The organism is Streptomyces sp. NBC_01235 (genome assembly GCF_035989285.1).
GTDB lineage: Bacteria > Actinomycetota > Actinomycetes > Streptomycetales > Streptomycetaceae > Streptomyces.
Genome location: NZ_CP108513.1, coordinates 5,590,184 through 5,614,908, shown reverse-complemented (window position 1 = coordinate 5,614,908; position 24,725 = coordinate 5,590,184). Strand labels below are relative to the sequence as shown.

At 70.4% G+C, this 24,725-nt stretch carries 21 protein-coding genes and 2 pseudogenes; 10 read left to right on the top strand and 13 right to left on the bottom strand.

Annotated elements, in window-relative coordinates:
* Window positions 1–346: 346 nt before the first annotated feature.
* The 4 genes and pseudogenes from OG289_RS24995 to OG289_RS24980 form a co-directional block, all read right to left on the bottom strand.
* Window positions 347–573: pseudogene (locus tag OG289_RS24995) on the bottom strand (NUDIX hydrolase); the annotation flags it as partial.
* Window positions 574–1,169: 596 nt separating this feature from the next.
* Window positions 1,170–1,940 (bottom strand): DUF2637 domain-containing protein, encoded by a 771-nt coding sequence (locus OG289_RS24990; RefSeq protein WP_327316255.1) that lies wholly within the window; start codon window positions 1,938–1,940, stop codon window positions 1,170–1,172.
* A gap of 481 nt (window positions 1,941–2,421) precedes the next feature.
* Window positions 2,422–2,573, bottom strand: a pseudogene (locus OG289_RS24985) (NUDIX hydrolase); the annotation flags it as partial.
* 100 nt (window positions 2,574–2,673) lie between these two features.
* Complete coding sequence (locus OG289_RS24980) at window positions 2,674–3,177, bottom strand: MarR family winged helix-turn-helix transcriptional regulator (RefSeq protein WP_327316254.1); 504 nt, start codon at window positions 3,175–3,177, stop codon at window positions 2,674–2,676.
* 116 nt (window positions 3,178–3,293) lie between these two features.
* On the opposite strand from OG289_RS24980, the gene OG289_RS24975 reads away from it, so the two are divergent.
* The 7 genes from OG289_RS24975 to OG289_RS24945 all read left to right on the top strand — a co-directional run bounded on the left by OG289_RS24975 (window position 3,294) and on the right by OG289_RS24945 (window position 11,284).
* Complete coding sequence (locus tag OG289_RS24975) at window positions 3,294–3,719, top strand: HGxxPAAW family protein (protein ID WP_327316253.1); 426 nt, start codon at window positions 3,294–3,296, stop codon at window positions 3,717–3,719.
* Window positions 3,640–4,515, top strand: coding sequence for a DUF2797 domain-containing protein (locus OG289_RS24970; protein ID WP_327316252.1), 876 nt, complete (start codon window positions 3,640–3,642; stop codon window positions 4,513–4,515). The genes OG289_RS24975 and OG289_RS24970 overlap by 80 nt, the downstream gene beginning before the upstream one ends.
* Before the next feature lie 82 nt (window positions 4,516–4,597).
* Entirely contained in the window at window positions 4,598–4,954 is a 357-nt protein-coding gene (locus tag OG289_RS24965) for an antibiotic biosynthesis monooxygenase family protein (protein ID WP_327316251.1), read from the top strand.
* Window positions 4,955–5,140: 186 nt separating this feature from the next.
* A complete protein-coding gene (locus OG289_RS24960) occupies window positions 5,141–5,881 on the top strand; it encodes a response regulator transcription factor (RefSeq protein WP_059202906.1) in 741 nt (246 codons plus the stop codon).
* Window positions 5,878–7,500 (top strand): HAMP domain-containing sensor histidine kinase, encoded by a 1,623-nt coding sequence (locus tag OG289_RS24955; RefSeq protein ID WP_327316250.1) that lies wholly within the window; start codon window positions 5,878–5,880, stop codon window positions 7,498–7,500. The genes OG289_RS24960 and OG289_RS24955 overlap by 4 nt, the downstream gene beginning before the upstream one ends.
* Window positions 7,501–7,514: 14 nt before the next feature.
* A complete protein-coding gene (locus OG289_RS24950; RefSeq protein ID WP_327316249.1) occupies window positions 7,515–9,053 on the top strand; it encodes a bifunctional glycosyltransferase family 2/GtrA family protein in 1,539 nt (512 codons plus the stop codon).
* Complete coding sequence (locus OG289_RS24945) at window positions 9,050–11,284, top strand: ArnT family glycosyltransferase (RefSeq protein WP_327316248.1); 2,235 nt, start codon at window positions 9,050–9,052, stop codon at window positions 11,282–11,284. The genes OG289_RS24950 and OG289_RS24945 overlap by 4 nt, the downstream gene beginning before the upstream one ends.
* Window positions 11,285–11,400: 116 nt before the next feature.
* Here the strand turns inward: OG289_RS24945 and helR are convergent, their stop codons facing one another.
* Both helR and OG289_RS24935 read right to left on the bottom strand, forming a co-directional pair.
* On the bottom strand, window positions 11,401–13,587 hold the full coding sequence (gene helR / locus OG289_RS24940; RefSeq protein WP_327316247.1) for an RNA polymerase recycling motor ATPase HelR: 2,187 nt from the start codon (window positions 13,585–13,587) through the stop codon (window positions 11,401–11,403).
* A gap of 75 nt (window positions 13,588–13,662) precedes the next feature.
* Window positions 13,663–14,907 (bottom strand): glycosyltransferase, encoded by a 1,245-nt coding sequence (locus OG289_RS24935; protein WP_327316246.1) that lies wholly within the window; start codon window positions 14,905–14,907, stop codon window positions 13,663–13,665.
* Between the two features lie 202 nt (window positions 14,908–15,109).
* On the opposite strand from OG289_RS24935, the gene OG289_RS24930 reads away from it, so the two are divergent.
* On the top strand, window positions 15,110–15,874 hold the full coding sequence (locus OG289_RS24930) for a TetR/AcrR family transcriptional regulator (RefSeq protein WP_327316245.1): 765 nt from the start codon (window positions 15,110–15,112) through the stop codon (window positions 15,872–15,874).
* A 45-nt stretch (window positions 15,875–15,919) separates the two neighbouring features.
* Here OG289_RS24930 and OG289_RS24925 read toward each other — a convergent pair whose 3' ends face one another.
* The 4 genes from OG289_RS24925 to OG289_RS24910 form a co-directional block, all read right to left on the bottom strand.
* Window positions 15,920–16,393 (bottom strand): PPOX class F420-dependent oxidoreductase, encoded by a 474-nt coding sequence (locus OG289_RS24925; RefSeq protein ID WP_327316244.1) that lies wholly within the window; start codon window positions 16,391–16,393, stop codon window positions 15,920–15,922.
* A 121-nt stretch (window positions 16,394–16,514) separates the two neighbouring features.
* Window positions 16,515–17,339 carry a YceI family protein gene (locus OG289_RS24920; protein WP_327316243.1) on the bottom strand — a complete coding sequence of 275 codons (825 nt, stop codon included), beginning with the start codon at window positions 17,337–17,339 and terminating at the stop codon, window positions 16,515–16,517.
* Between the two features lie 88 nt (window positions 17,340–17,427).
* Window positions 17,428–19,953, bottom strand: coding sequence for an MFS transporter (locus tag OG289_RS24915; RefSeq protein WP_327316242.1), 2,526 nt, complete (start codon window positions 19,951–19,953; stop codon window positions 17,428–17,430).
* A gap of 13 nt (window positions 19,954–19,966) precedes the next feature.
* Window positions 19,967–20,521 (bottom strand): MarR family winged helix-turn-helix transcriptional regulator, encoded by a 555-nt coding sequence (locus tag OG289_RS24910; protein WP_327316241.1) that lies wholly within the window; start codon window positions 20,519–20,521, stop codon window positions 19,967–19,969.
* A 177-nt stretch (window positions 20,522–20,698) separates the two neighbouring features.
* Here OG289_RS24910 and OG289_RS24905 point away from each other — a divergent pair, with 177 nt between their 5' ends.
* A complete protein-coding gene (locus OG289_RS24905) occupies window positions 20,699–21,337 on the top strand; it encodes a DUF7003 family protein (protein WP_327316240.1) in 639 nt (212 codons plus the stop codon).
* A 118-nt stretch (window positions 21,338–21,455) separates the two neighbouring features.
* Window positions 21,456–21,653: a hypothetical protein gene (locus tag OG289_RS24900; protein WP_327316239.1), complete on the top strand. Its 198-nt coding sequence runs from the start codon at window positions 21,456–21,458 to the stop codon at window positions 21,651–21,653.
* 82 nt (window positions 21,654–21,735) lie between these two features.
* On the opposite strand, the gene OG289_RS24895 is transcribed toward OG289_RS24900, so the two are convergent.
* The 3 genes from OG289_RS24895 to OG289_RS24885 form a co-directional block, all read right to left on the bottom strand.
* Window positions 21,736–22,530 (bottom strand): hypothetical protein, encoded by a 795-nt coding sequence (locus tag OG289_RS24895; protein WP_327316238.1) that lies wholly within the window; start codon window positions 22,528–22,530, stop codon window positions 21,736–21,738.
* 60 nt (window positions 22,531–22,590) lie between these two features.
* Complete coding sequence (locus tag OG289_RS24890; RefSeq protein WP_327316237.1) at window positions 22,591–23,496, bottom strand: RNA polymerase sigma factor SigF; 906 nt, start codon at window positions 23,494–23,496, stop codon at window positions 22,591–22,593.
* Window positions 23,497–23,801: 305 nt separating this feature from the next.
* The gene (locus tag OG289_RS24885) at window positions 23,802–24,686 is read right to left on the bottom strand and encodes an RNA polymerase sigma factor SigF (RefSeq protein ID WP_327316236.1); all 885 of its coding nucleotides are present in this window, start codon (window positions 24,684–24,686) and stop codon (window positions 23,802–23,804) included.
* Between the last annotated feature and the right edge of the window lie 39 nt (window positions 24,687–24,725).

Sequence of the window (24,725 nt, the reverse complement as noted above, 5' to 3'; positions counted from 1 at the left end):
TGAGTAAATCCTCCTCGGAGTTGGAGCTGCCGTTTTCGGCCTCCAGCTCGAAGAGCGCAGGGTGGTGGGCATGTGTCACTGAGAGGTCACCGAGTCGAGCCGCGTCTACGGGATCACCCCGCAGCAGGGCCAGTGATGAGGTGGGTGGGGAGCCACGGCCTGGGGCATGGTCCCGAGGTGGCTCCCGGGGACCTTTGTGCCCACTCCCTGACCGCGGACCTTGAACGTTCTCTGACCGGTCCCACTCACCGGGCAAGCCGGCAAGGGGCACTGACAACGGGCCGGCACCAGGAGGCATGAGGGTGCCTCGCTGCGGTACAGCAACGCAGGACGGCAACGGCTGATGTCAGTGGGTCGCTTCGTCCATGAGGAGGTACAGGAGGCCGACCAGGGATCCGCTGCTGACGATCTCGCGGCGGTCGATCATTCCCCGGATGTCGCTGAGGGGGATCCACTCGATGCGGTCGGATCGTTCTTCTCGGTGGGTGGGCGGATGTAGGTTGCGCCGTCCGCGCGGAAGACGTGGTGCTGTGAGTCGGTGATGCCGTTGGCCGGCACGGCGTAGATCGGGGGCCTGGCACGGGACCGTCGACTGCCCCCTGCTGCTTACGGGTTGTTGCTTCGACTCCGCCCCCGACCTGTACGAGGCTCACCTCGTACAGGTGAGCCTCGCTCGATCCTTCCTGCCGGGCCTGACACCTGATGGCCATCGGAGCCCAGATTGACGGCGGGCTGGGTCTGGCCGACTGCCGTGTCAGAGGCATGGTGGCTCTGGGGTCCGCCCGGGTTTCCCGGGTCCTCTTCCTGGAGCGGACGCAGCTGGGCACGGAGGGCGATGGACAGGGGACCGTCTTGGCGTTGAATCACTCGGTCATCGACGACGACATTGTTGCGACCCGCCCTGACGTCGCCGCCGACGGCTACGCAATCGCCACGCAGGGAGGTCCCGCCGGATGCCCGCACGACAGCGTCCTCAAGATTGATCTGCCCACTGACGGTGGCTCCGTTCAGACGCACCTCACCATGAGCATCCGGTGGCCCGCGGTGGCATCAGCCTCGGAGGCGCATGCGTCGGTCCGGCTCGATGGGCGTTCCGTACGTGGACGGTCCGTTTGTCCAGCCGCTTCGCACCCAGGTGCGGGGCGAGGTACAGAGGCTCCGCGGCTTGGCTAATGCCGATGGCGGGACGCGCTCTTTCGCGGCGGCAAGGTCAATGTGATTTGTCGGACAAGTTGCTGGAAGCATGCCAGGGATGCGATGGCCGGCAGGGCCGCTCCGGCGATACCGGCGAAGGTCCTCTCGGCCTGAGCTACGCACAGCATTATCGCGACAGAGGAAAAAATTAGAACGACGAACCATGAGTGTAGGGCTCGGCGCCGATGCAAGGCGGTGCGCAGGATGGAGAGAGAGGCCACAATCCAGGGGCCGTATACGAGAAGAGGCCACCAGGCGATTTTCCCGCCCTTTGCGCCGGACGTGATGTGCTGCAGAGGCGCGTAGGCCGCCATGGCACCGAAGACGCTGACCATCGCCACGATGACGGCAACGATTGCGACGATCACAAAGCTGCCAGTCTGCAACCACTTGAATCGAAGTTTGTCGACTTGAATCTTCCGGTGCCCCGCAGAAGAACGTCGAATGGGCGGCAACTGTGCCGTGATCTGTGCCAGATTCTCCAACGGGTCGGTGAAGTCGACGCCGGATGGCGGCTCGCTGCGCGGCGGCGGCACGACGGTCGCCCGCTCCGCCGGCATGGCATCCTGCAGGAGATAGGCAAGCTCCTCGGCCGGGTCCCACCCCGTATCAGGGGGTTCCAAGGGGGCGCCCGCGTGCAGGCCATCGCTCGGACTGCCGGGCCGGCCGGTGCCCGACCCGAAATGGTATGCGTCGGGGTACCATTCACGCTGCGTAAACGAGAGATCCGCGTAGTCGTGATTCATGATGATCCACCCATGTCACATGCGGTCCGTGTGGCAGTCAGATTTTCTCTGGCCGCTCCACCGCTGATTGAGTTCCTCCTGGGCCGCATCCAACAGCGTGAGAAACTCCATGAGCAGCGACTCGGTGACTCGGGTTTCGACCCGTGCATCGTCCCCGTGCGGAGTGCCACGGACCTCGAGTGTCGGGTACGCCGCATCAGGCGTGTAAGTGTATCTCCCCACTGTCATATCACTGGCAGCGGACGGATTCTGCGTCCGGGCTCCGCGGCGAGGCAAGCCAAGGGGCATTGGTTTCGTCATGCCCCTCTAACGCCGCGCCCACTCCTCCAGTTGCGCAGCAAATGAGTGACCGTAGGGGAGGGGAAACTTGATGAGAACGTTTTTTAATTTGTGTAATCCGCGCCTCGCGCAGCACGTTATGGGTCGAGCGGGTTGTCTTCTAAAATCTCAGGGAGCGGCACAGTGGATTCGCCGCCGGCAGGCGGTCATTGACCACGGCGGCCACGGCCAGGTTCCGGAGGCGGACGACGTGGTAGTCCCACCTGTGCCGTCGGGCTGCTGAACGTCGATCAGACACAGGTTCACCCACTTGTCGGTGTAGATCCGTCGCTCGCCGTGGGTCTTCCACTCCATGTGCGCGGTCCCTCCCGATCGGTCTCCAGGATCTCAGGCCGGCCCCCAGGCCGACCCCCCGGCCGGCCCGGAAGTCGAGGGGGTTGCCGTCCACTTGGCATTATTCGGCCGATTCATCCCGTACACGAAGTTCCTCCCGGTAGGTGTTGGCGAGGGTCAGGGCGCGGGTGAACCAGTCCGTCAGGACGGCGATCTCGGTCGGGGAGTAGTCGGCGAAGAGGGTGTTGAGGCGGGCGTAGTACGGCTCGTAGAGGGCGTGGACGCGGGCGACCGCGGAGGGGACCGCGGCGACGCGGACTCGGCGGCGGTCCTGGGGGTCGGCGCGGCGGGTGACGTAGCCGGCGCGTTCCAGGCGGTTGAGGATGCCGGTCACCGCGCCGGTCGTGACGTGGACGCGGGTCGCGAGGTCCCCGGCGGTGAGGAGGTTCTCGCCGGCCTGGATGACGTAGGCGAAGCAGGTCAGGTCGGAGACGTTCAGGCCCAGGCGCTGGGCCATCTCCTGCTGGCCGACCATGCTCGTCGCGATGAGGTCGTCCATCGCCGCGAGCGCTTGCGCGGCGGTCGCGGCGGGGCGGTGGGGCGGCGGCTCGGGTGTCACTGTCATCGCGGTGGCGGGGTTCCTCTCCGGGGCGTTCTTGCTGGGTCCTTGTTATCTGCTTTCGACTTGTCTTACCTTGTAAGAGGTTTCTGTCATTAACTTCTTAGGTGGTGAGAGATTCTGTGGCTGGGCATCTGTACGACGAAGGGCACACGATCGCCGGCTGGACCGGGGTCGCCATCGCCGCCCTCGGGGGCTCTCTGGTGGGCGTGGGCGTGTGCGTCGCTTCCATGCCCGCGGTGGTCGGCGGGGGCGTCGTCGTCGCGGTGAGCGCGCTGGTCACCTGGAGGCTGCATCTCGCCGGGTGGGGCAAGCCGCCGGGGGTGCGGCCCCGGGCCGAGTGGGGGATGCGGGTGCGGGACCCGGGGGCCCGGGGCGGGCATCCGGGATGTGTCGGGTGCCGGCTCGCCGGGCGTGCGCGAGAGGCCGGGGCCGCGTTGTCAGTGCCTGGGCCTACCGTTGCGGGTGATGGCACAGGCATGGAAGTGCACGGGGCTGCGGTGGTCGGCGGAGGGTCCCGTGCTGATGTGGGACGGGGGGCGTCGTAGTCCGCTGTCCTGGGGGAAGCGGGTGGCCTTCGGCGTCGTGGAGGGGGGTGTGCGGCGGTGTGCCGGGGCTCGGGGGCACGCGTGTCCCCGGGGAGTGGTCATGTCGGGGCGGAGTACGGGCGGGCGGTGCGAGGAGTGTGCGCGGCTGGACCGGGCGCACTCCGTCGCCGCCGACCGGGTCGCCGACGATCCGAGGCCGTATCGGGTGTACCTGGCCTGGTTCGGGCCCGGGCTGGTCAAGGTCGGGATCACGGCCGCCGAGCGGGGGTCGGTGCGGCTGCTGGAGCAGGGGGCCGTCTGCTTCACCTGGCTCGGCGCCGGGCCGTTGATGGCCGCCCGGCGCACCGAGGAGCTGCTGCGGGCGGCGCTGCGGGTGCCGGACCGGATTCCGTACGCCGAGAAGCGGGCGGTGCGGGCCGCGCTGCCGGACGGGGAGGAGGAACGGGCACGTGAGATACGTGAGGTGTACGGGCAGGCCGTGGAACTGGGCGGCTGGCCCGAGTCGTTGGAACGTGAGCCGTGCCGACCCGTGGACCATGTGCGGGCGTTCGGGCTCGCCGGGGCGCCGGCCGCAGTCGGCGAGGTGAGCGAGCTCGTCCCCGGGGGCTCGGTGGGCGGAGAGCTGGTGGCGGCCGCCGGGCCCGATCTGCACCTGGCCACCCGGGAAGGGGTGGTCGTCCTCGACACACGGTTGATGCGGGGGTGGGAGCTGGTTCCGGTGGGGAGCGGTGAAGTCGCCTTTCCCGTAAGGCGATTCGAAGGTGGAGAGGGGCACCTGCAGGACGGGCTGTTCTGAAGGCAAAGAGTTGGATCCCTCCGGGATCCCTTTCGGCAAGGAGGCTGGACCCGGGCGGGGCGCCCGGCGGATCGTGGGTGACATGAGCGAACAGCGCGTCGCACCTGTTGCCGCACTTCAACCCCCTTACTACGCCGTCGTCTTCACGTCCCTGCGCACCGAGCGGGACGCCGGATACGGCGAGACCGCCGGGCGTCTGGGCGAGCTGGTGAAGGAGATCCCGGGGTTCCTGGGGGAGGACGCGGCCCGTACCCCCGGCGGGCTCGGGATCACCGTCGCCTACTTCCGTGATCTCGACGGCATCGAGCGGTGGCGGGCGCACGCCGAGCACCGGGCGGCCAAGGAGTACGGGCGCGCGCACTGGTACGAGCGGTATTCGCTGCACATCGCCAAGGTGGAACACAGCCACGGGTTCGTGCGGGAGGCTCGGGAGGCCTGAGGTCGAGGCCGCGGCCGAGGGGTGCGAAAGGTGCTGTCAGGGGGCATACCGCCCTGTGATGGCGGGGTGGTGTCGGGGCGGGGTAATCGGTTCCCAGGTGTTGCCTGAGAGGTGCCTGTGCGTTTCTCAGGGAAATCACAGACAAGTGAAAGAGTGCTCTCAGGGGGCCCGGACAAGGTGTCCACCATGACCACGACCTCGCCCCAGGGGCGCACCGAACTGCTGAGGCCGGACGGGAGCCCCGTCCGAGTGCTTGTGGTGGACGACGAACTGTCGATCACCGAACTGCTGTCCATGGCCCTGCGCTATGAGGGATGGCAGATCCGGAGTGCGGGTGATGGCACGGGCGCCATTCAGACCGCCCGTGAGTTCCGGCCCGACGCCGTCGTCCTCGACATGATGCTGCCGGACATGGACGGCCTGACGGTCCTGGGGCGGCTGCGCCGCGAGCTGCCGGACGTTCCGGTGCTGTTCCTCACGGCCAAGGACGCCGTCGAGGACCGTATCGCCGGTCTCACCGCCGGTGGCGACGACTACGTCACCAAGCCGTTCAGCCTGGAAGAGGTCGTGGCCCGGCTGCGGGGGCTCATCCGCCGTTCCGGTGCCGCCGACCGGCGCTCCGACTCCGTGCTCGTCGTCGGGGACCTCACCCTCGACGAGGACAGCCACGAGGTCTCGCGGGCCGGGGACAACATCCACCTGACGGCCACCGAGTTCGAGCTGCTGCGCTTCCTGATGCGCAACCCGCGGCGCGTGCTGAGCAAGGCCCAGATACTCGACCGGGTGTGGTCGTACGACTTCGGCGGCCAGGCCAACGTCGTCGAGCTGTACATCTCCTACCTGCGGCGCAAGATCGACGCCGGACGTGAGCCGATGATCCACACCCGGCGTGGCGCCGGTTACCTGATCAAGCCCGCGGCGTCATGAGCGGGCGACGACGGCCACGTGCGCAGAAGAGACGAGCGGGAAAGCCGCGCACCCTGCGGACGCGGCTCGTCGTCGTGTCCGTGACCCTGATCGCCGTGGTCTGCGCGTTGATCGGGACCGTCACCACCCTGGTGCTACGGGACCACCTGTACGGCCAGCTGGACGGGCGACTGGGTGAGGTCGCGGCGCGTGCGGCGCCTCGCGGCGGCTTCGGAGGGCCGCCCGACCAGGCGAAGAACGGCGCCACCACGCCCAGCCAGCAGCAGGACAAGGCGCAGGTGATCGAGCTCGCGCAGTTGGTCAAAGGCCCCCAGTCGGACAGCACCATCGCGGCCAAGGTCGTGAACGGCACCATCACCGAGGCCGAGCGTGGCGTGAAGTCCACCGACTTCTCGATGGACAACAAGCCGCTCACGGAGGCCCAGACCAAGGTGCTCAACTCCGTCTCCCAGGACGGAAAGATGCACACCGTGGAGATCCCCGGTCTGGGCGACTACCGCGTCAAGTACGCCACCAACGACACCTCCAGCTACTACGTGGCCATCCCCACGACGGAGGTCGACAACACCATCAGCACCCTGATCCTCGTCGAGATCAGCCTCACCGTGGCCGGCCTGATCGCGGCCGGTCTCGCCGGCACCGTCATGGTCAGTGTCGCCACCCGCCCCCTCCGCAAGGTCGCCGCCACCGCAACGCGGGTCTCCGAACTGCCCCTGCACACCGGTGAGGTCAACCTCAGTGAGCGGGTGCCCGAGGCCGAGACGGACCCGCACACCGAGGTCGGACAGGTCGGCGCCGCGCTCAACCGGATGCTCAACCACGTCCACGGCGCCCTGCACGCCCGCCAGGAGAGCGAGATGCGGGTCCGGCAGTTCGTCGCGGACGCCAGCCATGAACTCAGGACACCCCTGGCCTCCATCAGGGGATACGCCGAGCTGACCCGGCGCGGGCGCGAAGAGGTCGGGCCCGACACCCGGCACGCCCTCGGGCGGATCGAGTCCGAGGCCGGCCGGATGACCTTCCTCGTCGAGGACCTGCTCCTGCTCGCCCGGCTCGACGCGGGCCGCCCGCTGCAGTTCGAGCAGACCGACCTCGTCCCCCTCGTCATCGACACCATCAGCGACGCCCGCGCCGCCGGACGCGAGCACGTCTGGCGTCTCGAACTTCCAGACGAGCCCGCCCTGGTGTCCGCGGACGCGGCCCGGTTGCAACAGGTCCTCGTCAACCTGCTCGCCAACGCCCGTACGCACACCCCGACCGGGACGACCGTCACCGCGCGCGTGCAGCGACGCGGGCCGTGGCTGTGCGTGGACGTCCAGGACAACGGTCAGGGGATCCCGGCCGACCTGCTTCCGCATGTCTTCGAGCGGTTCGCGCGCGGCGACTCCTCGCGCTCCCGGGCCTCCGGTTCGACCGGTCTCGGCCTCGCCATCGTGCAGGCCGTCGCGACCGCGCACGGCGGCGCCGTGACCGTCGACAGCGTGCCCGGACGCACCGTGTTCACCGTGCATCTGCCCGCGCTCGGCCCCGCCGTGCCCCAGCCCGCTCCCGAAACGAACTGGCAACTCGACTCACAGGTCGAGCACAGTGCCACCACATGGGTGCAACAGGGCGCTTGACGAAAGTCGATGACATGCGAACCGACTCTTCTCCCGGCACCCTGCCGGCGCGGGAGCACCTCCCGGCCGCCACAGCCGGTACGCCTGTCCTGGACGTAGTGATCCCCGTCTACAACGAGGAGACGGACCTCCAGCCGTGCGTCCAGAGACTGCACGACCACCTGACGCGTACGTTCCCGTACTCCTTCCGCATCACGATCGCGGACAACGCGTCGACCGACACCACTCCCCTGGTGGCGCAGCGGCTGGAGCAACGGATCCCGGAGGTGAAGAACTTCCGGCTCGAGCAGAAGGGCCGCGGCCGTGCGCTGCGGACCGTCTGGTCGGCCTCGGACGCCCCGATCCTCGCGTACATGGACGTGGACCTGTCCACCGACCTCAACGCGCTGCTGCCGCTGGTGGCACCGCTGATCTCCGGTCACTCCGACCTGGCGATCGGCTCCCGGCTCGCCCGCAGCTCCCGTGTGGTGCGCGGGCCGAAGCGGGAGTTGATCAGCCGCGCCTACAACCTGATCCTGCGCGGGTCGCTCCAGGCCCGCTTCTCCGACGCGCAGTGCGGGTTCAAGGCGATCCGGCGTGATGTCGCACAAGTTCTCCTCCCCTTGGTGGAAGACACCGGCTGGTTCTTCGACACTGAGATGCTGGTGCTCGCCGAGCGTGCCGGTCTCCGTATCCACGAGGTGCCGGTCGACTGGGTCGACGACCCGAACTCCACGGTGCACATCGTGAAGACGGCGACCGACGACCTGAAAGGGGTGTGGCGCGTGGGCAAGGCCCTGGCCACCGGTTCGCTGTCCCTCGACCGGCTCACCCGCCCGTTCGGCGACGACCCGCGCGACCGCGACATCCAGGACGTGCCCAAGGGCCTGGCGCGCCAGCTCGTCGGCTTCTGTGTCGTCGGTGGCCTGTCCACCCTGTTCTACCTTCTTCTCTACAGCGGCTTCCGCCAGTTCAGCGGCTCGCAGGTGGCCAACGCGCTCGCCCTGCTGGTGTCAGCGGTTGCCAACACCGCCGCCAACCGGCGCCTGACCTTCGGGGTGCGGGGCCGCGGCGGGGCCGTCAAGCACCAGGCACAGGGCCTGGTCGTCTTCGGCATCGGCCTCGCGCTGACCAGCGGCTCGCTCGCCGCGCTGAACGCGGCGACGTCCCACCCCGCGCACTCCACCGAGCTGGCGGTCCTCATCGCCGCCAATCTCGCGGCGACGGTGCTGCGCTTCCTGCTCTTCCGCGTGTGGGTGTTCTCCGACCGGCGGGACGGCGACGACCCGGCGGACCCGGCGGACCCGGCGGACCCGGCGACCGCCGCGGTCGCCTCGCACGCCCCCTCTTCTCCGACGTACCCGACCGCGTCCGCGCAGGCCGGCGGCCCCTTCGTGCCGCTGCCGCAGCGCCCGGTCCCTCAGCAGCAGAACAGCACCATGTACGACACGACATCGACGTACGAAACGACTCAGTTCCGCGCCGGTGATGCCGCGGACGGCACCTGGAGGGACGCCACCATGCGGCTGCAGCCGGTGCGCCCCCACGACACCGACCCGGGGGACGCCCGATGACCACCCACCTCGACCAGACGACCTCCTGGGGCCCGCCGGACACCGCGCCGCCGCAGGACGTTCCCCAGGAACCGGTCGTCCCGGCACCCGAGTCGGGTGAGCCGAAGCAGCCCCTGCACCGCAGACTGTGGCGCGGCCGCCCCGAGGACCCCCGCTGGGCCCGCCCGGCCTTCCTCGGCCTGCTGGCCGCCACCCTCCTCCTCTACCTCTACAACCTGAGCGCCTCCGGCTACGCCAACTCCTTCTACTCGGCGGCCGTCCAGGCCGGCAGCCAGTCCTGGAAGGCCTTCTTCTTCGGCTCGCTGGACGCGGGCAACGCCATCACCGTCGACAAGCCCCCGGCCTCGCTGTGGCCGATGGCGCTGGCGGTGCGGATCTTCGGCCTGAACTCGTGGGCGATCCTCGCCCCCGAGGTGCTGATGGGCGTCGGCACGGTCGCCGTCGTCTACGCCTCCGTGCGCCGCCGGTTCAGCCCCGCGGCCGGTCTGATCGCCGGCGCCGTGCTCGCGCTGACCCCGGTCGCCGCGCTGATGTTCCGGTTCAACAACCCGGACGCGATGCTGGCCCTGCTGATGGCCGTGGCCTGCTACATGGTGGCCCGCGCGCTGGAGGACGGCCGGACCAAGTGGCTGGTGTGGGCCGGTGTCGCGATCGGCTTCGCGTTCCTCGCCAAGACCCTCCAGGCCTTCCTGATCCTGCCGCCGCTGGCCCTCGTGTACGCGGTGTGCGCCCCGGTGAGCGTGAAGAAGCGGTTCGGCCAGCTGGCCGTCGCGACCGGCGCGCTGATCGTGTCCGGCGGCTGGTGGGTTGCGATCGTCGAGCTGTGGCCCGCTTCCTCCCGCCCGTACATCGGCGGCTCGCAGAACAACTCCTTCCTGGAGCTGACCTTCGGCTACAACGGTCTCGGCCGCCTCAACGGCGAGGAGACCGGCAGCGTCGGCGGCGGCGGTGGCGGCGGCAACACCGGCCAGTGGGGTGAGACCGGCTGGGACCGGATGTTCAACTCCGAGATCGGCGGCCAGATCTCCTGGCTGCTGCCGGCCGCGCTGATCCTGCTGGCCGGCGGTCTGGTGGCCACGCGGAAGCTGAAGCGGACGTCGACGACCCGGGGTCTGTTCCTGGTCTGGGGCGGCTCGCTGCTGATCACCGTGGTCGTCTTCAGCTACATGGCGGGCATCTTCCACCAGTACTACACGGTGGCCCTCGCTCCCTACATGGCGGCCGTGATCGGCATGGGCGCCGGGATCCTGTGGGAGAAGCGGTCCGAGATCTGGGCCTCGATCACCCTCGCGGCCTCGGTCGTCGCGGCGGCTGCCTGGTCGTACGTCCTGCTCAACCGCACCCCCGACTACCTGCCCTGGCTGAGGTGGCTGGTCCTGATCGGCGGCCTGGTCGCCGCGCTCGGCCTGACCTTCGCGGGCCGCGTCAACCGTCAGCTCGCCCTCGCGGCGGCCTCCGTCGGCCTGGTGGCCGCGCTGGCCGGACCGACGGCGTACACCATCAGCACGCTCCAGGAGGGCCACACCGGCTCCATCGTGACCGCCGGTCCGGCCGGCGCGAGCATGATGGGCGGCGGCGGTCCGGGTGGCGGCGGTGGCCGGGGCGGCTTCGGCGGCAACGGCGGCGGCACGGGCGGTCAGCAGGGCCAGAACCAGCAGAACGGCAACGGCAACACGCAGAACCAGGGCCAGGGCCAGAACCAGCAGGGTGGCGGCGCGGGCGGCTTCCCCGGCGGGGGCATGCCCGGCCAGAACCAGCAGAACGGCAACGGCAGCACCCAGGGCCAGAACCAGCAGGGCGGCATGCCCGGCGGCCAGACCGGTGACGGTGGCGGCATGGGCGGCGGTGGCGGTGTCGGCGGTCTGCTCAACGGCGCGTCGGTCACCGACGAGGCCAAGAAGCTGCTGGGGACCGACTCCGGCAAGTACACCTGGGCCGCGGCCGCGATCGGCGCCCAGAACGCGGCGAGCTACCAGCTCGCCACGGGCGACGCGGTGATGGCGATCGGCGGCTTCAACGGCACCGACCCGTCCCCGACGCTGGCGCAGTTCAAGCAGTACGTGGCCGACGGCAGGATCCACTACTTCATCAGCAGTGGCTCGGGCGGCGGCATGGGCGGCAGCAGCAGCGGCACGTCCTCGCAGATCACCTCCTGGGTCGAGGCCAACTTCAAGAAGGTGACGGTCGGTTCGGCCACCTTCTACGACCTGACGCAAAAGGCGAGCAGCTGACGTCCTGTAGTCGGGAAGAAGGGCGGTGACCGCGGTCACTGCCCTTCTTCGTGACCTCGTCGGATCTCCTGACAGCCGGTGACCCGGCGGACGCCGGCCGGGCCACCGTCACCGCGTCAGGAGCTCGTGAGGACGACGAGTCGCTGGGTCGCCCGGGTCATCGCGACATAGCGGTCGACCGCCCCTTCGATGCCCTCGCCGAACCCCTCCGGGTCGACGAGGACGACCAGGTCGAACTCGAGCCCCTTCGACAGCTCCGGGGTCAGCGACCGGACACGGGACGACGTCGGCCGGAAGGACGGATCGCCGATGACGCAGGCGATCCCGTCGGCATGCGCGGCGAGCCAGGTGTCGACGACGGAGCTCAGCTCCGCGACGGATCCGTGGACGACGGGGACGCCGCCGCTGCGGACCGACGTCGGCACGTTGGCGTCCGGGAGCGCGGCCCGGATGACCGGCTCGGCCTCCGTCATGATCTCCTCGGGCGTCCGGTAGTTGATGCTCAGGGAGGCCAGGCCGATCCGGTCGAACCCGACCCGCTCCAGCCGTTCCTGCCACGACTCCGTGAACCCGTGCCGGGCCTGGGCGCGGTCCCCGACGATGGTGAAGCTCCGGGACGGGCAGCGCACCAGCAGCATCTGCCACTCCGCGTCGGTCAGTTCCTGCGCCTCGTCCACGACGACGTGCGCGAACGGGCCGACCAGCAGGTCCGGTTCGACGGTGGGCAGTTCGGTCTCGTCGACCAGGCTGACCTTGGCGTCCTCGCCGCGCAGCATCGTCACCAGGCCTTCGCCGTCGTCCCCGTCGGCGCCGGAGTTGGCCGTGGCCTCGATCAGGTTGTCGACGACCTGTGCCATGCGCTCGCGCTGGGCGGCGAGGACGGCCCCGTGCCGGCGCTTGCGCCGCGCCGCCTCCGGGTCGCCGAGCCGCTGCCGCGCCGCGTCCAGGAGCGGCAGGTCGGACACCGTCCAGGCCTGGGCATCCGCGCGCTGGAGCAGCCGGACGTCGTCGCGGCTGAGCCAGGGAGCGCACATCCGCAGGTAGGCGGGCACGGTCCACAGGTCCGAGACGAGGTCGGCCGCTTCGAGCAGCGGCCACGCGCGGTTGAAGGCCGTGAGCAGTTCCCTGTTCTGCAGCAGCGACTTGCGCAACAGGGCGGGCGGGACGTCCTCGCCGTCGTGCTCGCCTTCGTGCTTGTCCATCAGGATCGTGAGCAGCTCCTCCCAGACCTGCTCGCGCGCGTCGTTGTGCGGAGTGCCGGGTTCCGCCGCATCGAAGGCCACGGCCCAGTCGGCGGCCGTCAGCTGTACGTCGGACCAGTGGGTCGTGACCGTCATCCCCTCGGCGGGCGGCTCCTCGTAGAACCTGACGGCCTTGTCGAGCGCCTTCACCAGGTTCGCGGACGACTTCAGGCGGGCCACCTCCGGGTCGGCCTCGACGGCCGCCGCGGCGCCCTCGGAGACGAGGTCCCGCAGCGTGCAGGTCTGCACGCCCTCCTCGCCGAGGCTCGGCAGGACGTCGGCGACATAGCCCAGGTAGGGCCGGCTCGGACCGACGAACAGCACACCGCCCCGGCGGTGCCCGAGACGCGGGTCGGAGTAGAGGAGGTAGGCGGAGCGGTGCAGGGCGACGACGGTCTTGCCCGTGCCCGGACCGCCGTCGACGACGAGAGCGCCGCGGGATCCCGCGCGGATGATGGCGTCCTGGTCGGCCTGGATGGTGCCGAGCACGTCGCGCATCCGCGCCGACCGGTTGGTGCCCAGGCTGGCGATGAAGGCGGACTGGTCGTCGAGCGCGGCATGCCCGGCGAACCCGTCCGAGGTGAACACCTCGTCCCAGTAGTCGCTGATCCGGCCGCGGGTCCAGCGGTAGCGGCGGCGGCTCGCCAGCCCCATCGGGTTGGCGTGGGTGGCCCCGAAGAACGGCTCGGCCGCGGGGGAGCGCCAGTCGACCAGCAGCCGGCGCCCCGCGCTGTCGGTCAGGCCGAGCCGTCCGATGTACAGGGGCTCGGCGCTGTCCGCGTCGACCATGTGTCCGAGGCACAGGTCCAGACCGAAGCGGCGCAGGGCGCGCAGCCGGCCGGTCAGCCGGTGGATCTCCGTGTCCCGGTCCATCGCGTGCCGGCCGAGGCCGCCGGGTGCCCTGCGCTCGGCGTCGAGACGGTCGGACAGTTCGGCGATCGCCTCGTCGAGGCACTCCGCGATGGCCGCGAAGTGCTGCTCGTCGTCGGCGATCAGCGCCGGGCCGGCCTTGGCGGAGAGGCGGTCGGGAAGGTCGAACGCGCTGGTGGTCAGGGGGTTCAAATCATCAGCTCCGATATGGGGTCGCTTACGACCATGGCACGCAAGGACAGGGCGTTCGGACCGGGGTGACGGACCTCACGCGGGCACGGGCGGCCTGTCCCGGCCGTCCCGGCCGACCGCGTCGAGCAGCAGCTTCGCGGCCACCGTCGCCCCGTCGGTGCGGATCGCGGCGGCCACGGTGGTCGCCTGTGCGCGGGTCTCGGGGGTCAGGGCCGTTCTGAGGGCGGCCGACAGGGACTCGAAGTTCGGCGTCGGGCCGTCGTGTGCCGCGCCGATGCCCAGCTCGGTGACCCGGCGGCCCCAGTACGGCTGGTCCGCGATCAGGGGAACCACCACCTGGGGCGCGCCGGCCCGGGTGGCCGTCGTCGTGGTGCCCGCGCCGCCGTGGTGCACGACGGCGGCCACCCGGCGGAACAGCTCCTGCTGGTTGACCTCGCCGACGACGAAGCAGTCGTCGGCGTCGTCGATCGGGGCCAGGCCCGCCCAGCCGCGGGCGAGGAGTACGCGGCGGCCCTGCGCGCGGCTCGCTTCGATGGCCACCCGGGCGATGTCCTTCGGGGCGTGCGAGGCCATGCTGCCGAAGCCCACGTACACCGGCGGTGCGCCGGCCCCCAGGAACGCCTCCAGCTCCTTGGGGAGCGGACGGTCGTCGGGCAGGATCCACGCCCCGGTCTGGACGATGTCGAGGTCCGTCATGCCCTGCGACGGACACAGCGTCGCGTCCGCCGCCAGCCACGGCCGGTCGGTGAGGACGTGGTCGCGGACGTTGTCCACCGGCGGCAGACCGATCGCCGCCCGACGGCTGTTGAGCGCCTCGCCGTACAACGCGTTCACCCGCTGGGCGTCCTGCTCCCACAGCACCCGGTTGTCGGTCTCGTCCCGCGGGGACGGCGTGCCCGGCCGCCTCCCCGGAGGGAAGTGCCGCGACGGCAGTCCGAAGACGTGGAAGCACGCGAGCACGTAGGGGATGCCCAGTTTCTCGGCCACGTCCCGCGCGCCGGCCGGCATCAGGCCGGTTGCCAGCAGCGCGTCGCATCCCTCGGCCGCCGCGGTGAGCGTGTCGAACCGCGCGGCGACCAGCTCGGGGGCGAGCCGGAACGCGGCTTCCGCCGTCGGTGGCTTCGTTCCGGCGACCACCGAGCGCACCGTCGGGCCGAGCGGCACCAGCGGCACGCCGACACGCGCCAGCAGCGCCGCGAACTCCTCGTCCGGCGGCGCGCACACCCGCACCTGCGCGCCGAGTTCCCGCAACGCAACCGCCAGTCCCGCCAGCGGTTCGACATCTCCGCGCGATCCCCATGTCGTCAACAGCACACGCACTTCGCGACTCCGATTTCCGCAGGTCATGGCGTTCGGTCGACGATTGTGCGGTACGAGGGGGGCCTTGCCGCAAGCCCCCCGGTGCGCTATAAGTTAAGAGTGGCAAGGAGTGGGCGAACTCCTTGCCTTCGCTTTTTCCTCTGCCTCTGCCGCAGGCCTAGCATCTTCCCTGGTGACCGCGATGTGAGGAAGGTGCCCTGTCATGGCCGAGACCGCCAAGGATGCCGCCCGGCACAGCGTGTGGCTGGAAGGCAGGGCGCGTCGGCGTGGGCGGGGCGGAGGGCAGCCCTCCGGGCTCGACCTGGACCGGATCACCGAGGTCACCGTACGGCTGCTGGACACCGAGGGGCTGACCAGGTTCTCCATGCGGCGGCTGGCGGCCGAGTTGAACGTGACGGCGATGTCCGTGTACTGGTACGTCGACACCAAGGACGACCTCCTCGAACTCGCCCTGGACAGGGTCTACGGCGAACTGGAGGATCTGCCCGACCCGCAGGACGAGGGCGCGGACTGGCGCGAGCAACTGCGCACGCTGGCCACGGCCTACCGCGGGCTGCTGGTCCGCCACGCCTGGCTGTCCCCGCTCGCCGGCCGCTACCTCAACCTCGGCCCGAACTCCCTGCGCTTCTCCCGCACGGTCCAGCAGATCGTGCTGCGCACCGGCCTGCCCGCGCACGGCATCACCGGCGCGATCTCGGCCGTCTCCCAGTTCGTGTACGGCTACGGCACGATCGAGGGCCACTTCTTCGCGCGCGCCGCGGACACCGGTCTGAGTCCGGACGAGTACTTCCAGCATGCCCTGAGCGCGAGCGCCGAGGCCCCGCAGACCGCGGAGATCGTCGAGCAGTCCAAGAGCCTCATGGCGGCCCGCGGCGGCGACACGGTCGCCGAGATGCTGGACCGCGACTTCACCTTCGCCCTGGACCTGCTGGTGGCGGGCATCGAGGCGATGGTGGAACGCGGCTGACCTCAGGACCCTTCGCTCCCCCGGTCACCCCTTCGGCCCTCCTCGTCATCCCTCGTCGGTCACCAGCCGCGCCGGGAAGCCGCCCGTCGCCACCGGTCCCCAGCGCTGCGGTGTGACCCGGATGATGGACTTTCCCTGCTTCAGCATCGCCTGCCGGTACTCGTCCCAGTCGGGGTGCTCGCCGGCGATGTTGCGGTAGTACTCCACGAGCGGCTCGACGGATTCCGGCGTGTCGACGACCTCGGCCGTGCCGTCGATCTGGACCCAGGGCCCGTTCCAGTCGTCGCTCAGCACGAGGATGCTGACCCGCTCGTCCCGCTTGGCGTTGCGGGTCTTGGCCCGCTCGGGGTAGGTGGAGACGACGATCCGCCCCGAGTCGTCGACCCCGCAGGTCAGCGGCGATGCCTGGGCGCTGCCGTCGGTGCGCCGGGTGAGCAGGATCGCGCGGTGTCGGGGGCGGACGAAGTCCAGCAGCTCGTCCAGGGAGACCTTGGTGTTCGTCGCGATGTTCGGTGCCATGGGGCCACCCTAGGCGCCGGAACCCCCCTCGCGGCTGACCCTGCCGTGCCTACGACTGCGCCTGTGTCTGTGTCTTTGTCTGTACCGGTGCCGGTGCCGGTACCTGGGCCTGTGGCCATGGCTATGGCTGCGGCAGGGCGTCCCCCTGCACCGCCTGGACGTCCAGTTCGACCTTCAGGGTCGTACCGATGGCCGCGATGCCCGCCTGGACGACCTGGTTGTAGTCCATGGCGAAGTCCTCGCGTCGCAGTTCCGTCGTCGCCCGGAAGGCCGCCCGGGTTCCGCCCCACGGGTCCGATCCGGTGCCGAGGTGGGCCAGGTCCAGTTCCACCGGACGGGACACCCCGCGCATGGTCAGCTCGCCGTGGACGGTCCAGCGGTCCGGGCCGGCCGGGGTCAGGGCGGCCGAGCGGTAGGTGAGCTCCGGGTATGTCTCGACGTCCAGGAAGTCCGCCGAGCGCAGATGGGTGTCGCGCATGGCGTTGCCAGTGTCGATGGAGGCCGCCCGGATGACCGCCTCCACACGGGACTTGGCGACGTCGTCCGGGGCGATCTCGACGGACGCCGTGAAGTCCGTGAACCGGCCGCGCACACTGGAGATGCCCAGGTGCTGGGCGACCGCGCCGACGGTCGAGTGCGCCGGGTCGACGGTCCAGGGGCCGGGCGGGGGCAGCTCCGTGCCGCCCTGCCGGGCCAGGGTCACGGTGCCGACCTCGATCCGCCCTCCCCCAGCCGTCAGGATCGCGCTGGAGGCCGTGGGCGCGTACCCGACGGCCGTGACGATCACCGTGTACGCCCCCGGGGCGAGCCCGGTCGTGTCCCGTACGGCTCCTTCCCCGTCCGCCTCGGCGCGCAGCACCTGGCCGCCCGTCATGTCGGTCACCGTGACGACCGCGTGCGACACGGCCCACCCGTCCCGCGTGCGGATCTTCGCGGTCAGTCCCATCTCACTCACTCCTCTGTGCCTCGAACCGGGACCGGCCCGGTGCGGGGGGTGAACCCCCGCACCGGGCCGGAGCAGATGACGAACCGAACTACTCGCCGGGGTGGGCGAGTTCGATGTCGTGGCCGTCCACGCCGGTGCCTGTCACGGTCAGCGCGGTGGCCACCGGCGGGTAGCCGGTCGCGATGACCGTGTACTCGCCGCCGTCGAGGTCGGCGAAGGCGTACGCCCCGTCCGCGCCGGTGGTGGCCGTGCCGACCACGTTGCCCGCCGCGTCCACGAGCGTCACGCGCGCGTCGGCCAGCGGACCGTGCGGCGCCCGGACGACGCCCTGGAGCTGGGCGCCCGCCTCGAGGACGACCTCCGCGCGGGTCACGCCCGTCGCGCCGATCTCGAGGGGCAGGGCGCGCGGCCGGAACCCGACGGCGTTCACCGCGACGGTCACGGCACCCGGCACCAGCTCCGTGAAGGAGAACTCGCCCTGCTCACCGGTGGCCGCGGTGGCCAGCAGATCGCCCCGCACATCGGTGACGATCACCATCGCGTCCTTGACGCCGTCGCCCGACTCGGCGGCGCGCACCACACCGCTGAGCCCGCTGGTCCCGCTGAGCAGGATGTCGTACGCGACCGGCTCGCCGTTCACGACGACCGTCGAGGCCTGCGGCTGGAAGCCGTCCGCGGAGGCGATCAGCACGTACGAACCCGTGCCCGGCGCGTCCAGCGCGTAGGCACCGTCGGCCTGCGCGACCGACCGGCCGAGCTGCCGTCCGGCGAGCGAGATCAGCGTGACGGCGGCCTGCGGCACGGGCGCGCTCTCCGCGCCGCGCACGAAGCCGTGCACCGGGATTCCGCCCGAGGGGGACTGAGGGGCGGGCTGGGGGGCGTCGATCGTGGCGACGGCGGCGAGCCGCTGCGTGCCCTCGAGCTCGCCGGTCTCGGTGGTGGAGGCGGCGACGGCCCAGCTCGGGACCTTCTCCTCGGCCGTCCCGGCCTCCGCCGGGGCCGGGGTCTCCTCGGAAGCCGTCTGCGCCAGCGCGCCCTTGGTCCTCAGCGGGACCTCCTTGATGAACAGGGTGATCAGGAAGGCGAGCAGTGCCAGGGCCGAGGCGATCAGGAAGACGTCCGCGATGCCGTGGCCGTACGCGCTCTCCATGACCGTGCGCAGCGGCGCGGGGAGCTTGTCCATGTCCGGAATGGAGTCGCTGGAGCTCGAACCGGACGCGAGGGAGGCGTACTGGGGGCCGAGGTCGGCGATGCCGTCCTTGGCATAGTCGGTGATGCGGTTGGCCATGACGGCGCCCAGCGCCGAGACGCCCATCGCACCGCCGAGGGACCGGAAGAAGGTGACCGTGGAGCTGGCGGAGCCGAGGTCCTTTGGGTCGACCTGGTTCTGCGTGGACAGCACCAGGTTCTGCATCATCATGCCGACGCCGAGACCCAGCAGCGCCATGAAGACCGCGGTCTTCCAGTAGTCCGTGTCGTAGCGGATGGTGCCGAGCAGACCGAGGCCGGCCGTGATGAGCACACCACCGCTGACCAGCCAGGCCTTCCACTTGCCGGTCTTGGTGATGAACTGCCCGGAGACGGTGGAGGAGACGAACAGGGCGCCGATCATCGGGATCGTCATGACGCCCGACATGGTCGGGGACTCGTCCCGGGCCAGCTGGAAGTACTGCGCGAAGAAAACCGTGCCGGAGAACATCGCCACGCCCACGAACATCGACGCGATCGACGACAGCGTGATGGTGCGGTTGCGGAACAGCCGCAGCGGGATGATCGGCTCGGCGGCCCTCGACTCGACGAACACGAAGACGAGCCCGAGGAGGACCGACCCCGCGACCATGGTGTACGTCTGCCACGACAGCCAGTCGTACTTGTCACCGGCGAACGTGACCCAGACCAGCAGCAGCGACACCGCGGCCGAGATGAAGAACGCGCCGGCCCAGTCGACCTTGACGTCCCGCTTCACGACCGGCAGGTGCAGGGTCTTCTGCAGCACGATCAGCGCGATGACGGCGAAGGGCACGCCGACGTAGAAGCACCAGCGCCAGCCGAGCCAGCTGGTGTCGGTGATGACACCGCCGAGCAGCGGGCCGCCTACGGTGGCGACGGCGAACGTCGCGCCGAGGTAGCCGGAGTAGCGCCCGCGCTCACGCGGGGAGATCATCGCGGCCATCACGATCTGCGCGAGGGCGGAGAGGCCGCCCACGCCGACGCCCTGGACGACACGGCAGGCGATCAGCATGCCGGGGTTCTGGGACAGCCCGGCGGCCGCCGACCCCAGCACGTAGATGACGAGCGCTATCTGGACGAGCGCCTTCTTGTTGTACAGGTCGGCGAGCTTGCCCCAGAGAGGGGTGGTCGCGGTCATCGCCAGCAGGGTGGCGGTCACGACCCAGGTGTAGGCGGACTGGCCGCCGCCGAGGTCGCCGATGATCTCCGGGAGGGCGTTCGAGACGATCGTGGAGGAGAGGATCGCGACGAACATGCCGAGCAGCAGCCCGGAGAGCGCCTCCATGATCTGCCGGTGCGTCATCGGAGCGTCGTCGGCGGAGCCGTGGGACCCTCCGCCGTGCTTCGCGTGAGCCCGCACACCGGCTGGTGTGGTCGTTGCCATGGGCTTCCTTCTCTTATGTTGCTTGTGCGGGTGTACGGGTGGTCTGTGTCCGTTCGCCTACGGGAACGGAAGCGGAAACGGGAGGCGGGGGCGTCGGCGGAGGGGGTGCGGGCGGGGGCGGCGGCCGGTGGGTGACCGTCCGGCAGTCCCCGAAGCTGGCGCGCAGCCGGGTCAGCAGTCCGATGAGCTGGCCGACCTCGGCGTCGGTCCAGTCGCCCAGCCGCTCCGCCAGCAGGTCGGTGCTCCGACGGGACAGCTCGGCGAGCATCGCGTGGCCCTCGGGGGTGAGGTGCAGGATGCGGGAGCGCTTGTCCGCCGGGTCGGGGGAGCGTTCGATCCATCCGCGGTCGGCGAGGTGCGCGGCGTGCCGGCTGGTCACGGACATGTCGACGGCGAGCAGCTCGGAGAGATTGCTCATGCGCATGTCGCCGTGACGGCTCAGCAGCGCCAGTACGGCGGCCGAGCCGGCGGAGCAGTCGTGCGGCAGGATCCGCCCGAGGTCCCGCTTCACGGCCCCGACGGCACTGAGCTGACGCGCCAACTCCTCGAACTGCGCCTGCCCGGCCATCTCACACCTCCCGCTTTTATTGCTTGGGGCAACCATAAGAGCAGTTGGTTGCTGCAGGCAAATAAAGCCGTCGCGAGAGCCGCAAAAAGTTGGCAAAGACAAGTATTGCGGGGGTAAATGTGCAGGTGGGGGCGGCGATCGGGGTGGTGTCGGTGGGTCGCCCTGGGGTCAGGCGTCATGATGACGATCTCGTCGATCCTGGGTCAGCTCGATGCCTCCGCGGACCAGGGGACGTTTCCGGACCTGGACAACGGCTACGTCTGTCCGGTCGACGCCCGCCTCCACCTGTTCGGCGACACCACGCGGTGGGTCATGGTCGTCGAGCTGCTCGGCTACAACCCGCGCCACGGCAACCTCGCCGATGTCCTCCACCTCTACGGCAACTGCCTCACAGGGGGCCGGCCCGGGTACGGCGCCTTCCTGGACCGGGTCGAGAACATGGCGGAGATCGACCCGGAGGGCGACGAGGTGTACGCGGGCGGGGTCCCGGTGGTCGTCGACGGAACGGCGCTGACGGTGGCCGCCGACTCCGGAACACCGTTGGAGGACGTGTTCCGGCTGCTGGTCCCCGACCAGCGGGAGCTGCTCCTGGCCGACGAGAGGGAGTTGCGGGCCGAGGTTCCGGCCGATCTGCCGGTACTGCTGCGTCTCGAGGAGTGGAACCAGCCCGAGGGGCTGTGGGACGTCGCTCCGGGCGGGCACGAGACGTTCAGGCTGCTCGCCGAGGTGCTGGAATCGGGGGACCCGTCCCGCTACCGCCCGACGCTGCCGCCGAACACGCACTGGTCGCACTGGCCGGAGGCCGGGACGCTGTAGCGGCCTCCGGGACCTCTGAGGCCTCAGGGGCCTCTCCCGGGCACCCGGGGTCGCTTCAGCGTTCCTGTGGCGACCCTCACTTGGGCCGACCCGCCCGTTTTCGCTAGTGTCTCGGCCCATGGCCAACACCCAGAACCCCCAGGGCAACCACGACCCCGCAGGCAGCACCCAGATGTTCCGCGCGTTCGTCGACGAGGGCGCCCCCCGGGCCGCCCAGCCGGCTCCCGCGCCGGCCGGCCCCCGCATCGGCCTGATCGTCGGCATCGTCGCGGCCGTCGTGATCGTCGCCGCGGTCGCCTGGCTGGCGCTGAAGTAACGTCCGTACGGGTACGCCGGGTGGCGCGACGACGTCGCGCACCCTCCCGCCCCTCAACCACTCCCCCGACGCCCACGCCTCCTCACTCCCACCGCACCGACACGTCCCGTGTCTCGATGTGCATCCCCAAGGGGACACTCCCCCACTCTCGGCTTCGCTCGAGCGGGGGGACCCCCATCGCGTCGACGCACACCGTCCAGGTCTTCTCCTCGCGTGCGCCGGCGGCGATCGGCGTCGGGAGCGGGGCCGTCGACGCGCGGGTCGCCCAGTCGATGCCGAGCGCGTCGACGACATGGGTCCCGAAGGTGACCGTTCCGGAACGCACCGCCGTACCACCGGAGTTGTGGAGGACGAGGGTCACGTCCTCGCACCACCGCTGATCCGTGCCCGCGCGGACGGGGTCGCCCACTGCCAGGGCGGCCGGTCCGGCGGACGCGCTGCCGGACGGAGCGGTGGCCGTGGGCGCCGGTGCGGGGGAGGCCGAGGGCGTACGACCGTCGGAGCCGCCCTCGGCGGGTGAGGATGAGGCGGTATGCAGTGAGCCGGGCTCCGGGACGCCTGGCGTGGCCGTCGAGTCCGCCTTCGGTGTCGCTCCCGTCGCGTCTCGCGCTGCCGCCGCCGGATCGGGCTGCCCCTCAGGGGAGTTGCTCTCCCCGTCCAGCGGCACGAGCCGCACCCCGCCCGTCGGGTCCGTCGATCCGCCCGCGCGCGTACCCGGCGGTGCCGGGCCGCCCGCCGCGCCGATCGCGACGTAGTCGCCTCCGTGGCCGTCGCCTCCGCACCCGGCCAGCAGTCCCGCCGCCCCCACCACGACGGCGGCCGCCGACGCGCCCCATACGGCGCCCCGGCGGCCACGTGCCCGTGTCGGACTTCGCATCGCGCCAGTCTGTCTGACGCAACGTCAGGTAGGAAGCCCCAGGACCCGGAACCACGTCCCCTAGTCGGAGATCAGGCCCTCGCGCAGTTGGGCGAGCGTCCGGGTGAGCAGGCGCGAGACGTGCATCTGGGAGATGCCGACCTCCTCGCCGATCTGGGACTGGGTCATGTTGGCGAAGAAGCGCAGCATGATGATGCGGCGCTCGCGCGGCGGCAGCTTGGCCAGCAGCGGCTTCAGGGACTCGCGGTACTCCACGCCCTCCAGTGCCGTGTCCTCGTAGCCGAGGCGGTCGGCCAGGGAGCCCTCGCCGCCGTCGTCCTCGGGTGCCGGGGAGTCCAGCGAGGAGGCCGTGTACGCGTTGCCGACCGCCAGGCCGTCGACCACGTCCTCTTCGGAGACGCCCAGGACCGCGGCCAGTTCGGCGACCGTCGGGGAGCGGTCCAGCTTCTGGGAGAGCTCGTCGCTGGCCTTGGTGAGAGCCAGACGCAGCTCCTGGAGGCGGCGCGGGACGCGCACCGACCACGACGTGTCGCGGAAGAAGCGCTTGATCTCGCCCACGACCGTCGGCATCGCGAACGTCGGGAACTCCACGCCCCGTTCGCAGTCGAAGCGGTCGATCGCCTTGATCAGGCCGATGGTGCCGACCTGGACGATGTCCTCCATCGGCTCGTTGCGCGAGCGGAAGCGGGCCGCCGCGTAGCGCACGAGGGGGAGGTTGAGCTCGATGAGGGTGTCCCGGACGTACACGCGCTCGGGACTGTCCTCGGCGAGCGTGGCCAGTCGCAGGAACAGGGAGCGGGACAGGGTGCGGGTGTCGATGGCCCCCGTGGCCGTGGTGAGAGCCGGGGCCTGGGCGGCCTCGGGGGCTGTGACGTCGTCGAGCACGTCGGGCTCGACAGGCACGACGGGCGCGGACTCGCTCTTTGTGAGCGTGAGCACCTTCGAGCTGCCCTGATCTGCGGACATGCCACCCCCTTTGGGTCGCGGGACGGTCGCGGCGAACATTCCCGCTTGAGGAACGTCAGCCTTCACCTGAATACCGGAGCCGAAGCCTCGGCAAACGCGCTTCCGGAAGAATGTCACATGTCGGCAACACGCTGTAGTGACATGTCGACATGTGAGTAACGAATCGACCCTGGAAAGAGGGGGTGTGACGGTATTTCAGAGCAGATCTGTCGGGAACGCCCCAGGTGAGCGATTCGCTCCCAACGGTGACAACTCGATCGCGCTTGCGATCCCCGATCGAGGGACGACTGAAGCCGTGTTCCGGCTCACGCCTCGATGCGGTTCGCCGAGCGCAACCGCTGGAAGCTACGCGCCAGTAGCCGGGACACGTGCATCTGGGACACCCCGAGCTCCGCGCTGATCTGGGACTGCGTGAGGTTGCTGTAGTAGCGCAGCAGCAGGATGCGCTGTTCGCGCTCCGGGAGTTGGACCAGGAGGTGGCGGACGAGGTCGCGGTGCTCCACGCCGTCCAGCGCCGGGTCCTCGTAGCCGAGGCGGTCCAGCAGCCCCGGCAGACCGTCTCCTTCCTGGGCGGCCTCCAGGGAGGTGGCGTGGTACGAGCGGCCCGCCTCGATGCAGGAGAGCACCTCGTCCTCGCCGATGCGCAGCCGCTCGGCGATCTCGGCCGTCGTCGGCGTGCGCCCGAAGGCCGTCGTCAGGTCCTCGGTCGCGCTGGTGACCTGCACCCACAACTCGTGCAGCCGGCGCGGTACGTGGACCGTGCGGACGTTGTCGCGGAAGTAACGCTTGATCTCGCCGACGACCGTCGGCATCGCGAACGTCGGGAACTGCACGCCCCGGTCGGGGTCGAAGCGGTCGATGGCGTTGATGAGGCCGATGGTGCCGACCTGGACGACGTCCTCCATCGGTTCGTTGCGGGAGCGGAAGCGGCCGGCCGCGTAGCGCACGAGCGGGAGGTTGGCCTCGATGAGCGCCCCGCGCACCCGGTTGTGCTCCGGCGTGCCCGGCTGGAGCTCCTTGAGCTCGGCGAAGAGCACCTGGGTCAGCGCCCGGGTGTCCGCGCCGCGGCGCCGCTCGGGCGTCGGGGCCGCTTCCGTGGCGGCCTCCGGGACGGCTTCCAGGGCGGGCGCCGGAGCGGGTGCCGGGGGTGCCTCCTGCTGAGGCGGCGCAGTACTGGCCGACACGGTCAACGCCACCTCTTCGTCAGGTCAACATCGGTCAACTCATCC

Coding starts and splice junctions, on each gene's coding strand:
- OG289_RS24925 (WP_327316244.1), bottom strand. CDS start 16,393: ATGGCACCGAACATCGCGACGAACACCAAGGTCTCCCTGGACGAGCTG.
- OG289_RS24900 (WP_327316239.1), top strand. CDS start 21,456: ATGGCCAACACCCAGAACCCCCAGGGCAACCACGACCCCGCAGGCAGC.
- OG289_RS24990 (WP_327316255.1), bottom strand. CDS start 1,940: ATGAATCACGACTACGCGGATCTCTCGTTTACGCAGCGTGAATGGTAC.
- OG289_RS24980 (WP_327316254.1), bottom strand. CDS start 3,177: ATGACAGTGACACCCGAGCCGCCGCCCCACCGCCCCGCCGCGACCGCC.
- OG289_RS24920 (WP_327316243.1), bottom strand. CDS start 17,339: ATGGGACTGACCGCGAAGATCCGCACGCGGGACGGGTGGGCCGTGTCG.
- OG289_RS24950 (WP_327316249.1), top strand. CDS start 7,515: ATGCGAACCGACTCTTCTCCCGGCACCCTGCCGGCGCGGGAGCACCTC.
- OG289_RS24965 (WP_327316251.1), top strand. CDS start 4,598: ATGAGCGAACAGCGCGTCGCACCTGTTGCCGCACTTCAACCCCCTTAC.
- OG289_RS24970 (WP_327316252.1), top strand. CDS start 3,640: ATGGCACAGGCATGGAAGTGCACGGGGCTGCGGTGGTCGGCGGAGGGT.
- OG289_RS24955 (WP_327316250.1), top strand. CDS start 5,878: ATGAGCGGGCGACGACGGCCACGTGCGCAGAAGAGACGAGCGGGAAAG.
- OG289_RS24930 (WP_327316245.1), top strand. CDS start 15,110: ATGGCCGAGACCGCCAAGGATGCCGCCCGGCACAGCGTGTGGCTGGAA.
- OG289_RS24905 (WP_327316240.1), top strand. CDS start 20,699: ATGATGACGATCTCGTCGATCCTGGGTCAGCTCGATGCCTCCGCGGAC.
- OG289_RS24915 (WP_327316242.1), bottom strand. CDS start 19,953: ATGGCAACGACCACACCAGCCGGTGTGCGGGCTCACGCGAAGCACGGC.
- OG289_RS24910 (WP_327316241.1), bottom strand. CDS start 20,521: ATGGCCGGGCAGGCGCAGTTCGAGGAGTTGGCGCGTCAGCTCAGTGCC.
- OG289_RS24945 (WP_327316248.1), top strand. CDS start 9,050: ATGACCACCCACCTCGACCAGACGACCTCCTGGGGCCCGCCGGACACC.
- OG289_RS24890 (WP_327316237.1), bottom strand. CDS start 23,496: ATGTCCGCAGATCAGGGCAGCTCGAAGGTGCTCACGCTCACAAAGAGC.
- OG289_RS24895 (WP_327316238.1), bottom strand. CDS start 22,530: ATGCGAAGTCCGACACGGGCACGTGGCCGCCGGGGCGCCGTATGGGGC.
- OG289_RS24960 (WP_059202906.1), top strand. CDS start 5,141: ATGACCACGACCTCGCCCCAGGGGCGCACCGAACTGCTGAGGCCGGAC.